The organism is Kitasatospora sp. NPDC043950 (assembly GCF_056435345.1).
This window is the reverse complement of sequence record NZ_JBWKER010000027.1, coordinates 99,364-111,629: the sequence shown is the minus strand read 5'-3', so window position 1 is coordinate 111,629 and position 12,266 is coordinate 99,364. Positions and strand designations below refer to the sequence as shown.

Genomic DNA, 12,266 nt, shown 5'->3' with positions numbered 1-12,266 from the left:
CCCCTCCACCCCCCCCCCCCCCCCCCCCCCCCCCCCCCCCCCCCCCCCCCCCCCCCCCCCCCCCCCCCCCCCCCCCCCCCCCCCCCGCCGTGTGAGGAGCGGGTGGCCCAGGTGCTGGTGCCGCTCAGGTGCTGGTGCCGCCGGTGCCACCGGTGGCGCCGCCGGGAAGCCCGCCGCCCGGGATGGACGGCAGCTTGCCCTTGAAGTCGGCGATGCCGTTGACGATGGTGTCCATCAGGCCGAGGTCCGGCGCCTTGTCGGCGATGTCGAAGCCGAAGTGCACGGAGATCAGCGTCTTGCCGTCGGTGGACGGGAAGACCACCGTCTGCACGTAGCCGTTGTTGCCCTTGGGAGCGTCGACCTTCCAGCGGACCAGGTAGCCGTCCTGGCCGTTGACCTTGACCGCCTCGGACTTCAGCTCCTGGTGCCCGGTGATGGCGCCGTACGAGTCCTTGGCCGCCTTCTCGATGTCGGCCTTGGCGGCGGCCTGGGCGTCGGTGCCGCCGCCGTCGATCCGGCCGGTGGTCACCCCGCCGAGGGTGCACGATTCGCTGCCGTCCGGGCAGGTGTAGGCGCCGACCGTGAGCGCGGCGTAGCCGTCGCTGGTGTAGCCGCCCTGCCAGCCGGAGGGGACGGGCAGGGTGAGCCCGTTCACCAGGTCGATCGCGTTCCCGCCGCCGGGCCTGGTCTTGCCGCTGCCGCCGTTCCCGTTCCCGCCGGGCCCGCCGTTGCCACCGGTCCCGTTGCTGCCGTCGCCGCTGCCGCCGTTGTTGCCACCGTTCCCGTTGTTGCCGTTCCCGTTCCCGCCGTTCCCGTTCCCGCCGAGGCCCGGGAAGCCGTTCCAGGGGCCGTTCTCGCCGTTCGGCACGGCCTGCCGGGCACTGCGCTGCGGGCGGTTGTCGCTGTGGCCGTCCATCGCCAGGTAGGTGATCCCGGAGCCGGTGCCCAGGCCGAGCAGCGCCGCGACGGTGGCGGCGATCACCATCGGGGACGGCCGGCGCCGGGGCTTGCGCGGCGGCGGCGCCTCGGAGCCGTAGGCGGTGCCGAAGGGCGGCGGCTCCGGGTAGCGGACGGTCGGCCCGCTGTCCAGCACCTCGCCCTGCAGCACCGTGGGCTCGTCGGCCGGCCCCGGCCCCGGAGCCCCGGCCGCCGGGGGTACCGGCTCCGGGGCGTCCGAGGGTGCGGGCCGGGTGCTGGCCGTCCAACCCCTGCCGTCCCACCAGCGCTGCGGCCTCGGGTCGCCGCCGGTGTCCTTCGGGTCCGGGTACCACCCGGCGGGAATCTGCTCGCTCACAACAGAGAATCTAAAGGCACGCGGATAAACGCGAAATCAGCGCGGCCTCGAATTCCGGTGGTTTTCGATGAGATTACGGTGAGAAGGGGTGCGTCGGGCACGCTCAGGACCGTCGCGCCCGCCCGGGGCTACAGCGGGGTCACGTAGGCGCCCGAGATGCCGCCGTCCACCAGGAACTCGCTCGCCGTGATGAAGGACGAGTCGTCGCTCGCCAGGAAGGCCACCGCGGCGGCGATCTCCTCGGCCCGGGCGAACCGGCCCAGCGGGATGTGCACCAGCCGGCGGGCCGCCCGCTCCGGGTCCGTGGCGAACAGCTCCCGCAGCAGCGGGGTGTCCACCGGCCCCGGTGACAGCGCGTTCACCCGGATCCCCTCCCGGGCGAACTGCACGCCCAGTTCCCGGGACATCGCCAGCACCCCGCCTTTGGAGGCGGTGTACGAGATCTGCGAGGTGGCCGCGCCCATCCGGGCCACGAAGCTGGCCGTGTTGATGATCGAGCCCCGCCCGTGCCGCCGCATGTACGGCAGCGCGGCCTTGCAGCACAGGAACACCGAGGTCAGGTTGACCTCCTGGACCTTGCGCCAGGCGTCCAGGCCGGTGGTCAGGATCGAGTCGTCCTCCGGCGGCGAGATGCCCGCGTTGTTGAACGCGACGTCCACGCTCCCGTACGTCTCGTACGCCTCGTCGAACAGCGCCTCGACCATGTACGGGTCGGTGACGTCGGTGTGCACGAACAGGCCGCCGACCTCCTTCGCGGCCGCCCGCCCGGACTGCTCGTCCACGTCCGCGCAGACCACCTTCGCGCCCTCCGAGGCGAGCCGGCGGGCCGCCGCCAGGCCGATCCCGCTGCCGGCGCCGGTGATCACGGCGGTGCGGCCGACCAGGCGGCGGCACACCGGGGCGTCGTTCTCCGTCATCGGCTGCTACTCCTCGCTGTGGATGAAGACGTTCTTGGTCTCGGTGAAGTGGCGCAGCGCGTCCGGCCCCAGCTCCCGGCCGACCCCGGACTCGCCGTAACCGCCGAACGGCGTCCAGTACCGCACCGAGGAGTGCGAGTTGACCGACAGGTTGCCCGCCGCGACGCCGCGGGCCAGCCGCAGCGCCCGGCCGAGGTCCCTGGTCCAGATCGAGCCGGACAGGCCGTAGCGGGTGGCGTTGGCCAGCCGCAGCGCGTCCGCCTCGTCGGTGAACGGCAGCACGGCGGCGACCGGGCCGAAGATCTCCTCGGTGACCGCCGGCACCTCCGGGTCGGTCGGCGCGATCACCGTCGGCGGGTACCAGTAGCCGGGCCCGTCCGGCACCGCGCCGCGGGCCAGCACCGGCAGGTCCGGGGTGACGTAGGAAGCGACCCGGCGCACCTGGGCGGCCGAGATCAGCGGGCCCAGCCGGGTCTCCGGGTCCGCCGGGTCGCCGGTGCGCAGCGCCTCGACGGCGGGCAGCAGCAGCGCCAGGAAGTCGTCGTACGCCTCCCGCTGGACCAGGATCCGGCTGCGCGCGCAGCAGTCCTGGCCGCTGTTGTCGGCGAAGGACATCGGGTCCGCGGCGCGGGCCAGGTCGGCGTCGGCGAAGACGATGCTGGGGCTCTTGCCGCCCAGCTCCAGGGTGACCCGCTTGGCCCGGGCCGCGCAGCGGGCGGCCACCTCCTTGCCGACCACGGTCGAGCCGGTGAAGACGATCTTGCGGACCGCCGGGTGGTCCACCAGGGCCCGGCCGGTCGTCCCGCCCGGGCCCGGCAGCACCTGGAACAGGCCCTCCGGCAGCCCTGCCGCCAGGGCGAGTTCGGCCAGCCGCAGTGCGGTGAGCGGGGTCGCCTCGGCGGGCTTGAGCAGGACGGCGTTGCCCGCCGCCAGGGCGGGCGCGAAGCCCCAGGCGGCGATCGGCATCGGGAAGTTCCACGGCGCGATCACCCCGACCACGCCGACCGGCTCGTGGAAGGTCACGTCCAGGCCGCCGGCCACCGGGATCTGGCGGCCGGTCAGGCGTTCCACTCCCCCGGCCGCGTACTCCAGCAGGTCCCGGACGTTGCCGGCCTCCCAGCGGGCGTTGCCCACGGTGTGGCCGGCCTCGCGCACCTCCAGTGCGGCCAGTTCCGGCACGTGCACCTCGACCTGGTCGGCGAACCGGCGCAGCAGCCGGGCCCGTTCGCCCGGTGCCAGCGCCGCCCAGGCCGGCTGGGCCTTCGACGCGTGCTGGACCGCCGCGTCCACCTGCCCCGCAGTGGTGTCCGGGACGGTGGCGAGCACCTCTCCGGTGGCGGGATTGCGGACGGTGCTGACGGTGGGGTCGGTCATCGGCCTCACATCCGTTCGAAGGATCGGTAGCGCTCCCAGTCGGTGACGGTGCCGTCGAAGGCGCACTGCTCCACCCGGGCCATGTTCAGGTAGTGCTCGACCACGTCGTCGCCGAAGGCCACCCGGGCCAGCTCGCTGTCGGCCCACAACTCCGCGGCCTCGCGCAGCGAACCGGGCACCCGGGCGTACTCCTCGACGGCGTAGGCGTTGCCCAGGCACGGCGCCGGCAGCTCCAGCTTCCGCTGCAGCCCGTGCAGGCCGGCCGCGATCATCCCGGCCACCGCCAGGTACGGGTTGACGTCCCCGCCCGGCACCCGGTTCTCCATCCGCAGGCCCGGGCCGTGGCCGACCACCCGGTAGGCGCAGGTCCGGTTGTCCCGGCCCCAGGCCACCGCCGTCGGGGCGAACGAGCCCTGGCGGTAGCGCTTGTAGGAGTTGATGTTCGGCGCGTACAGCAGGCTGAACTCGCGCAGCGCCGTCAGCTGGCCGGCCAGGAAGTGCCGCATGGTGTCGGTCATCCGGCCGTCCCGGTCGGCGAAGGCCGGCGCGCCCACCGCGTCGCGCAGCGACAGGTGGATGTGGCAGCTGTTGCCCTCGCGCTCGTTGTACTTGGCCATGAAGGTCAGCGCGCACCCCTGCTGCGCGGCGATCTCCTTCGCGCCCGTCTTGTAGACGCTGTGCTGGTCGCAGGTGGTCAGCGCGTCCGCGTAGCGGAAGGCGATCTCGTGCTGGCCGAGGTTGCACTCGCCCTTGGCCGACTCCACCACCAGCCCGGCGCCCGCCATCTCGTTGCGGATCCGGGACAGCAGCGGCTCGACCCGGGCGGTGCCCAGCATCGAGTAGTCCACGTTGTACAGGTTCGCCGGCGTCAGGCCGCGGTAACCGCCCAGCCAGGCCTGCTCGTAGGTGTCCCGGAACACCAGGAACTCCAGCTCGGTCCCGATGTCGGCGGCCAGCCCGTACTCCGCCAGGCGCGCGATCTGGCGGCGCAGCAGCTGGCGGGGGGCCGCGTCCACCGGGTGGCCGCCGTGCCGGGCCAGGTCCGCGGTCACCTGCGCGGTGCCCGGCTGCCAGGGGGTCAGCCGCAGGGTGCCGAGGTCGGGGCGCATCGCGAAGTCGCCGTAGCCGGTGGCCCAGGAGGAGAAGGCGTAGCCGTCGACGGTGTTCAGGTCGACGTCCACGGCGAGCAGGTAGTCGCAGGCCTCGGCGCCGTGCTCGACCACCTCGTCCAGGAAGAAGCGGGCGGCGAAGCGCTTGCCCTGCAAGCGCCCCTGCATGTCCGTGAACGCCAGCGCCACGGTGTGGACCTCGCCGGTGTCCACCAGCATGCGCAGTTCGTCCAGGGTCAGCGGCGCCCGGGGCGGCACGCCCGCGGCGGCGTTCTCGGGCATGACGAAACCCTCCACGATCACTCTTCGAGTTCAAGCGGTCACAGCGAACCGTACGGCCTGCGGCGGACGGCGCGGAAGAGGGCGGGCAGGTGTGGCGCGCCGACATGCGTGGTTGACGGGGGATCAGGCGGTGCGGGTGGAGAATGCCCGCCATGGATCGCAGGCCTTTCATCGGCGTCAGCACCTACCTGGTCGACGCGAGTTGGAGCAACTGGCAGGGCCGCCGGGTGGCCCTGGTGCCCGAGCGGTACACCGCGTACGTCCAGGAGTCCGGCGGGATCGCGGTGCTGCTCCCGCCCGACTCCCCCGACCGCGCACCCGAGGTGCTCGCCCGGCTCGACGCCCTCGTCATCGCGGGCGGGCCCGACATCGACCCCGCCTACTACGGCCAGCCCGCCCACCCCCGCACCGAGGTCGACTCCCCCGAACGGGACCGGTGGGAGTCGGCCCTGCTGCGGGCGGCCCTGGCGGCCGGGATGCCGCTGCTGGGGATCTGCCGGGGCATGCAGGTGCTCAACGTCGTCTGCGGCGGGACCCTCGTCCAGCACCTGCCGGACGTCGTGCCGGTGGACGTCCACGGCGGCGCGGACGGCGGCTACGGAACGCACCTGGTGCGGCCGGTGCCGGGGACGCTGCTCGGCGGGCTGCTGCCGGAGAGCGAGGTGGAGGTGCCGACCTTCCACCACCAGGCCGTCGACCGGATCGGGGCGGGCCTGCGGGTCTCGGCCCACGCGCCGGACGGGACGGTCGAGGCGGTCGAGGGCCCGGGATTCACCCTGGGCGTGCAGTGGCACCCGGAACAGGGGGACGACCTGCGGGTGATGCGGGCCCTGGTGCGGGCGGCCACCGCGGCGCAGTTGGACACCGCGCTGATCGGGTAGCCGAGGCGCGCCCGCCCCCTCGGAACGACCGCTCAACGGCAACGACAACGGTCACCAGTACAGCCTTTGGATCTTTGTCCGTTCTGCGGTTCACTTCGAGTGCAGGGCGATCGCGCCCCTCCCCTCCCCACCCGTGCGTCCAGAGAGGACTTCGATGGCCGGGCACGAGCATTCCCACACTGATCATGCGCATGACCACAAGCACGCGCACGACCACGGCGGACACCGGCACGGCGGACACGGCGGGCACAGCGGCCACTCGCACGGTGTCGCCGCCGACGCCGACCGCCGCTGGCTGCTCGGCGCCCTCACCCTCATCGTCGTCTTCATGGCCGGCGAGGTCGTGGTCGGCTTCGCCGCGAAGTCCCTGGCCCTGATCTCCGACGCGGCGCACATGCTCACCGACGCCGCCTCGATCGTCCTCGCGCTGGTCGCGATGCGCCTCGCCGCCCGCCCGGCCCGCGGCGGCTACACGTACGGCCTCAAGCGCGCCGAGATCCTGTCCGCCCAGGCCAACGGCGTCACCCTGCTGGTGCTGTCCGCCTGGCTGGGCTACGAGGCCGTCACCCGGCTGTTCGAGCCGCCGGAGGTCGCCGGCTCGCTGGTGCTGGTCACCGCGCTGATCGGGATCGTGGTCAACCTGGCCGCCGCCTGGTGCATGTCGAAGGCCAACCGCAGCTCGCTGAACGTCGAGGGCGCCTTCCAGCACGTGCTCACCGACCTGTACGCGTTCATCGCCACCGCCGTCGCCGGCGCCGTCATGCTGACCACCGGCTTCGTCCGGGCCGACGCGATCGCCTCGCTGATCGTGGTCGCGCTGATGCTCAAGGCCGGCATCGGCCTGGTCCGCGACTCCGGGCGGATCTTCCTGGAGGCCGCCCCGGCCGGCATCGACCCGGACGCGGTGGCCGACCGGATGGTCGCCCAGCCGCTGGTCGAGGAGATCCACGACCTGCACATCTGGGAGATCACCTCCAACCAGCCGGCCCTGTCCGCGCACATCCTGGTCACCCCCGGCGGCGACTGCCACGCCGTCCGGCGCGAGCTCCAGCGCGGACTGGCCGACGAGTACGGCATCACCCACAGCACGCTCCAGGTCGACCACGTCGGCGAGGACGCGGCCGGCGCCCTGCTCCAGATCGCCGCCCCGGGCGAACAACCCGCCGAACACTGCGCCGACGCGCACGGCCCGGTCCACCGCGCCGGCCCGCACGAACACTGAAGCCGCCCTCCTGTCGTCGCGGTGCGGCATGATCTGACACGTGACCGCACCGCGACTGATGCTCCTCGACTCCGCCAGCCTGTACTTCCGGGCCTACTACGGCGTGCCGGACACCCTGCGCTCCCCGCAGGGCGAACCGGTCAACGCCGTCCGCGGCCTGCTGGACTTCATCGCCCGGCTGGTCCACGACCACCACCCCGACCAGCTCGTCGCCTGCATGGACGCCGACTGGCGCCCGCAGTGGCGGGTGGACCTCCTCCCCTCGTACAAGACCCACCGCGTCGCCGAGGCCGCCGAGGACGGCGAGGAGGAGGTGCCGGACACGCTCGCCCCGCAGGTCCCGGTGATCGAACAGGTGCTGGACGCGCTCGGCATCGCCCGGGTCGGCTCCCCCGGCTACGAGGCCGACGACGTCATCGGCACCCTGACCGCCCACGCCAAGGGCCCGGTGCAGATCGTCACCGGCGACCGCGACCTGTTCCAACTGGTCGACGACGCCCGCGGGATCACCGTGCTCTACCCGGTCAAGGGCATGGGCAACCTCCAGGTCACCGACGACGCGCTGCTCCTGGAGAAGTACGGCGTGCGCGGCGCCCAGTACGCCGACATGGCCGCCCTGCGCGGGGACCCAAGCGACGGCCTGCCCGGCGTCAAGGGCATCGGCGAGAAGACCGCCGCCCAGCTCATCAACGAGTACGGCGACCTCACCACCATCCGCGCCGCCGCCCTCGACCTCTCCTCCAAGCTCACCCCCGCCCGCCGCCGCAACCTCGTCGAAGGCGCCGCCTACCTCGACGTCGCCCCCACCGTCGTCCGCGTCGCCCCCGACGCCCCCCTCCCCGCCTTCGACCCGGCCCTCCCCCACGAACCGCTCGACCCGATGACCCTGGAGGAACTCTCCACCCGCTGGGGCCTCGGCAGTTCCCTCGACCGCCTCCTGGAGTCCCTCTCCGCCCGCTGAGCCCCCGGCAGAGGGGCCTCTTTCCGCCGCCCCAGGCGAAACAACGCCGTCGGCGAGGACACCCGGTACCTCTGTCGGGCCGACGCCGAACGCCTGGACCTTCCGCAGGAGGAGGCCGGAAGCCCACCGCATCATCACGCGGTGCCGCAGGGCACTCGGTTCTGCCTGAGAATTCCCACGAACCCCAGCCGCCCGAGCCGGAATATTCGAAAATCACGATCCCGCCGGCGAATCTCGACCGCTTAACGTCCTGCCGATGGCTTTGATCGGCACGGGAGTTGAGTGATGATCACGAGATCGCAGTGGTTGACGGATGGCGTCCCGACGAGTGGTGTAGCAGGGATCTTGGTGTAACCCCTGGTCATAAGGGAGCCATCGCGCAACTCTCCGAGTAGGCATGCTCGTTGAGTGAGAGATGCGCGATGGCCGCGGCTGGGCCGGCTCATCCGGGAAACAGGCCGACCGAACGAAGCCCTCGCCCGGGCCTTGTGCGCCGTTGCGGCCAGTCACAACGATCCGGCACGACCGAGCCGGGCATCCGTCACTCAGTGGGGCCGCCAAGGCGTCATGCTCTCCGGGAACATCCCCCAGCACTACTACACCGTCGCCGTGAAGCTGGCGGCCGAGGCTGACGACCCCGCGATGGCCGGCCACGTCCTGCGCGCCATGGCCCACCAGGCGGTCGACCTCCGGAAGCCGCACCATGCTGTCAGGGTCGCCGAGGCGTCGATGGTCGGCGACCGATTCCGGCTCGCCAGCCCTCGCGAACGGTCTCTGCTCGGCGTCGTCCACGCACGCGCTCTCGCCGCTGCGGGGCGCGCCGCCGAGGCGAACGCCGCACTCCTTCGGGCACGCCGGTCATCGAAGTGAAGCCCTGGTTCGAGGAGTTCGGCCCGCGCGGAGAAGTGCGCCAACCCGCATGGACCACGGAGATGCTCCGCGACTACTTCGCCCCGGCGCTTCCCACACCCTGACCATCGGCGTCGCCTCGCTCGTTTCGGCTGCCTCTTCTCCACGAGAAGTCGACCTGATCGACTTCCCGTGCAACCGCTCACAATTCCGGTGCCGCTTCGGCCCCGCCGAAGCGGCACCGGCTTGGAATCTCGCTTCTGTCATCAGAATGCCTCTGCCCCTGTCATCGGCGGGGGCAGAGGCATTTCCTCTGCGCAGGAAGCCCCAGCGGCGAGGCGAAGCCGAAGCCGCACGGGGGTGGGGGACGGAAGCCGCCGGGCACGCCAGGGGCCCGCACGTTCGGGGTGAACGGGCGGGCCCCTTGCGTTCGGCGGTCAGCCCACCGAGGAGTAGGCGATGATGCCGCGGCGCAGGCCGTCGACGGCCTTGCGGGCCGTCCGGCGCAGTTCGGCGTCCTCGCCGGCCGCGTCCTGGATCTGGCCGAGGACGTCGATCAGTTGCTTGGTCCAGCGGACGAAGTCGCCGGCCGGCATGTCGGCGTCGCGCAGCACCTGGTCCAGGCTGTGGCCGAGGGCCCAGCGGTGGGCGGCCCAGGCGAAGCCGAGGTCGGGCTCGCGCTGGCCGACGCCCTCGGCGGTGTTGATCCGGTGCTGCTCCTCCAGGGCGTCCAGGTGGCCCCAGATCCGGACCATCTGGCCGAGCGCCTCCTTGGCCGCGCCCTCCGGCACCCGGGGGGCGGTGGCGTCGTCGGACTGGCGCGCCTCGTAGACCAACGCCGAGGCGCAGGCGGCGAGTTCGGCGGCGTCCAGGCCGCTCCAGACGCCTTCGCGGATGCACTCGGAGGCGAGCAGGTCGAGTTCGCCGTAGAGCCGGCCGAGGCGCTTGCCGTCGTCGGTGACGGTGTCGCCGCTGAGGTAGCCGAGGTCGGTGAGCAGCCCGCAGACCCGGTCGAAGGTGCGGGCGATGGTGTGGGTGCGGGAGCGCATCCGGCGTTCCAGTACCTCGGTGTCGCGGTGCAGGCGGTGGTAGCGCTCGGCCCAGCGGGCGTGGTCCTCGCGCTCGTCGCAGCCGTGGCAGGGATGCTGGCGCAGTTCGGTGCGCAGCCGGGTGATCTCCTGGTCGTCGGCGGCGGCCGCGCGGCCCCGGCGGAACCGCTCGGGTTCGAGGTGGCCGGCCTTGGTGCGCAGCGCGGAGGCGAGGTCCCGGCGGGACTGCGGGCTGCGCGGGTTGAAGGACTTGGGGATGCGCACCCGCTCGACGGCGGCGACCGGGTACGGGAAGTCGATCATGGCGAGCCGCTTGACCTGCCGCTCGGCGGTGAGCACCACCGGGCGGGGCCCGTCCTGGAAGTCGGGGTGGCGGCCGACCCGGCCGTTGCGGCTGACCGGCGGCAGGCCCGGGTCGAGGACGAGGGCGAGGCCGGCGAACTTGCCGGTGGGGACGTGGATGACGTCGCCCGGCTTGAGGTGCTCGATCGACTCGACGGCGGCCGCGCGGCGCTGGCTGCTGCCCTCGCGGGCGAGTTCGTTCTCCCGGTCCTTGAGCCGGCGACGCAGGTCCATGTACGCGTCGAAGTCGCCGAGGTGGCAGGTCATCGACTCGCGGTAGCCCTCCAGCCCCTCCTCGTTGCGCTGGACCTGGCGGGCGATGCCGACCACCGAGCGGTCGGCCTGGAACTGGGCGAAGGAGGTTTCCAGCAGTTCGCGCGAGCGGTGCCGGCCGAACTGGGAGACCAGGTTGACGGCCATGTTGTAGGACGGCCGGAACGAGGACTTGAGCGGGTAGGTGCGGGTGCCGGCCAGGCCGGCCAGCGCCTCCGGGTCGAGGCCGCGCTGCCAGAGCACCACGGCGTGGCCCTCGACGTCGATGCCTCGGCGCCCGGCCCGGCCGGTGAGCTGGGTGTACTCGCCGGGGGTGATGTCGGCGTGGGTCTCGCCGTTCCACTTGACCAGCTTCTCCATGACCACCGAGCGGGCGGGCATGTTGATGCCGAGCGCGAGGGTCTCGGTCGCGAAGACGGCCTTGACCAGGCCCTTCACGAACAGCTCCTCGACCACCTCCTTGAACCGCGGCAGCATCCCGGCGTGGTGGGCGGCGATGCCGCGCTCCAGCCCGTCCAGCCACTCGAAGTAGCCGAGGACGTGCAGGTCCTCGTCGGGGATGTCGGCGCAGCGCTCCTCGACGAAGGCCCGGACGAGGGCGCGGTCGGCGTCCTTGTTGAGCCGCAGGCCGGAGCTGAGGCACTGCTGGACGGCGGCCTCGCAGCCGGCCCGGCTGAAGATGAAGGTGATCGCGGGCAGCAGCCCCTCGGCGTCGAGCCGGTCGATGACGTCCACCCGGCCCGGCGTCCAGACCCGGCCGGGGCGCCCGTTGGGCATGCTGCGGCCCCGGCCGCGGCCGAACCGGTCGCGCGGGTTGCGGTCCAGCTCGGAGCGGGCGAGCCGGACCAGCTCGGGGTTGACGGCCTTGCCGGGGTTGCGCGGGCCGTCCTTGGGGCGGCCGTCCCGGTCGGGGTTGGCGAACAGGTCGTACATCCGGTTGCCGGCCATCACGTGCTGCCACAGCGGCACGGGCCTGGTCTCGGAGACGATCACCCGGGTGCCGCCGCGCACGGTGTCCAGCCAGTCGCCGAACTCCTCGGCGTTGGAGACGGTCGCGGAGAGCGAGACGAGGGTGACCGACTCGGGGAGGTGGATGATGACCTCCTCCCAGACGGCGCCGCGGAAGCGGTCGGCGAGGTAGTGCACCTCGTCCATGACGACGTAGCCGAGGCCGTCGAGAGTGCTGGAGCCCGCGTAGAGCATGTTGCGCAGCACCTCGGTGGTCATGACCACCACGGGGGCGTCGCCGTTGACGGTGTTGTCACCGGTGAGCAGGCCGACCTTGGCGGCGCCGTAGCGCTTGACCAGGTCGCCGTACTTCTGGTTGGACAGCGCCTTGATGGGCGTGGTGTAGAAGCACTTGCGGCCGCCCAGGAGGGCCAGGTGCACGGCGAACTCGCCGACGATGGTCTTGCCCGAGCCGGTGGGCGCGGCGACCAGGACGCCCGAGCCGGCCTCCAGCGCCTCGCAGGCCTCCAGCTGGAAGTCGTCCAGCGGGAAGTCGTACAGCTGCTGGAAGCCGTGGAGCGCGGTCGCCTGTTCCTTGGCCCGGCGGCGGCTGGCCGCGTACGCCTCGGCGGGGCTGAGCTCCTGGTCGTCGTGGGGCTGGGGCTCAGGGGTGTTCATCGCCGTCCGGGTGTGGTTGGTGTGATCTCGCATCTCAGCGAGAGGTTACCCGGCGGCACTGACATCGATAGCACCGTTTTTCCGTGC

At 72.5% G+C, this 12,266-nt stretch carries 9 protein-coding genes; 4 read left to right on the top strand and 5 right to left on the bottom strand.

The features are described from left to right. Window positions 1–124: 124 nt before the first annotated feature. The 4 genes from AC07BF_RS19765 to AC07BF_RS19750 form a co-directional block, all read right to left on the bottom strand. Window positions 125–1,294: a DUF2510 domain-containing protein gene (locus AC07BF_RS19765; protein ID WP_400986334.1), complete on the bottom strand. Its 1,170-nt coding sequence runs from the start codon at window positions 1,292–1,294 to the stop codon at window positions 125–127. A gap of 128 nt (window positions 1,295–1,422) precedes the next feature. After that, window positions 1,423–2,211 carry a 3-oxoacyl-ACP reductase gene (locus tag AC07BF_RS19760; protein WP_363583826.1) on the bottom strand — a complete coding sequence of 263 codons (789 nt, stop codon included), beginning with the start codon at window positions 2,209–2,211 and terminating at the stop codon, window positions 1,423–1,425. Window positions 2,212–2,217: 6 nt separating this feature from the next. After that, window positions 2,218–3,585 carry an aldehyde dehydrogenase family protein gene (locus AC07BF_RS19755; RefSeq protein WP_478333666.1) on the bottom strand — a complete coding sequence of 456 codons (1,368 nt, stop codon included), beginning with the start codon at window positions 3,583–3,585 and terminating at the stop codon, window positions 2,218–2,220. 5 nt (window positions 3,586–3,590) lie between these two features. Continuing rightward, window positions 3,591–4,976, bottom strand: coding sequence for a glutamine synthetase family protein (locus AC07BF_RS19750; RefSeq protein ID WP_363583830.1), 1,386 nt, complete (start codon window positions 4,974–4,976; stop codon window positions 3,591–3,593). A 152-nt stretch (window positions 4,977–5,128) separates the two neighbouring features. Here AC07BF_RS19750 and AC07BF_RS19745 point away from each other — a divergent pair, with 152 nt between their 5' ends. The 4 genes from AC07BF_RS19745 (at window position 5,129) to AC07BF_RS19730 (ending at window position 8,910) form a co-directional block, all read left to right on the top strand. After that, window positions 5,129–5,857, top strand: a complete 729-nt coding sequence (locus tag AC07BF_RS19745) for a gamma-glutamyl-gamma-aminobutyrate hydrolase family protein (protein ID WP_371516265.1) — start codon at window positions 5,129–5,131, stop codon at window positions 5,855–5,857. A 154-nt stretch (window positions 5,858–6,011) separates the two neighbouring features. Continuing rightward, a complete protein-coding gene (locus AC07BF_RS19740; RefSeq protein WP_363583834.1) occupies window positions 6,012–7,079 on the top strand; it encodes a cation diffusion facilitator family transporter in 1,068 nt (355 codons plus the stop codon). Between the two features lie 58 nt (window positions 7,080–7,137). Next, window positions 7,138–8,040: a 5'-3' exonuclease gene (locus AC07BF_RS19735; RefSeq protein WP_478333668.1), complete on the top strand. Its 903-nt coding sequence runs from the start codon at window positions 7,138–7,140 to the stop codon at window positions 8,038–8,040. A gap of 567 nt (window positions 8,041–8,607) precedes the next feature. Then, window positions 8,608–8,910, top strand: a complete 303-nt coding sequence (locus tag AC07BF_RS19730; RefSeq protein ID WP_363583836.1) for an NsdA family TPR-like regulatory protein — start codon at window positions 8,608–8,610, stop codon at window positions 8,908–8,910. A 416-nt stretch (window positions 8,911–9,326) separates the two neighbouring features. On the opposite strand, the gene AC07BF_RS19725 is transcribed toward AC07BF_RS19730, so the two are convergent. Beyond that, window positions 9,327–12,179: a DEAD/DEAH box helicase gene (locus AC07BF_RS19725; RefSeq protein ID WP_350878048.1), complete on the bottom strand. Its 2,853-nt coding sequence runs from the start codon at window positions 12,177–12,179 to the stop codon at window positions 9,327–9,329. Window positions 12,180–12,266: the final 87 nt, after the last annotated feature.

Excerpts from the sequence above, each read along its gene's own strand:
- AC07BF_RS19745 (WP_371516265.1), top strand. The coding sequence starts at position 5,129 with ATGGATCGCAGGCCTTTCATCGGCGTCAGCACCTACCTGGTCGACGCG.
- AC07BF_RS19755 (WP_478333666.1), bottom strand. The coding sequence starts at position 3,585 with ATGACCGACCCCACCGTCAGCACCGTCCGCAATCCCGCCACCGGAGAG.
- AC07BF_RS19735 (WP_478333668.1), top strand. The coding sequence starts at position 7,138 with ATGCTCCTCGACTCCGCCAGCCTGTACTTCCGGGCCTACTACGGCGTG.
- AC07BF_RS19740 (WP_363583834.1), top strand. The coding sequence starts at position 6,012 with ATGGCCGGGCACGAGCATTCCCACACTGATCATGCGCATGACCACAAG.
- AC07BF_RS19750 (WP_363583830.1), bottom strand. The coding sequence starts at position 4,976 with ATGCCCGAGAACGCCGCCGCGGGCGTGCCGCCCCGGGCGCCGCTGACC.
- AC07BF_RS19725 (WP_350878048.1), bottom strand. The coding sequence starts at position 12,179 with ATGAACACCCCTGAGCCCCAGCCCCACGACGACCAGGAGCTCAGCCCC.
- AC07BF_RS19760 (WP_363583826.1), bottom strand. The coding sequence starts at position 2,211 with ATGACGGAGAACGACGCCCCGGTGTGCCGCCGCCTGGTCGGCCGCACC.
- AC07BF_RS19730 (WP_363583836.1), top strand. The coding sequence starts at position 8,608 with ATGCTCTCCGGGAACATCCCCCAGCACTACTACACCGTCGCCGTGAAG.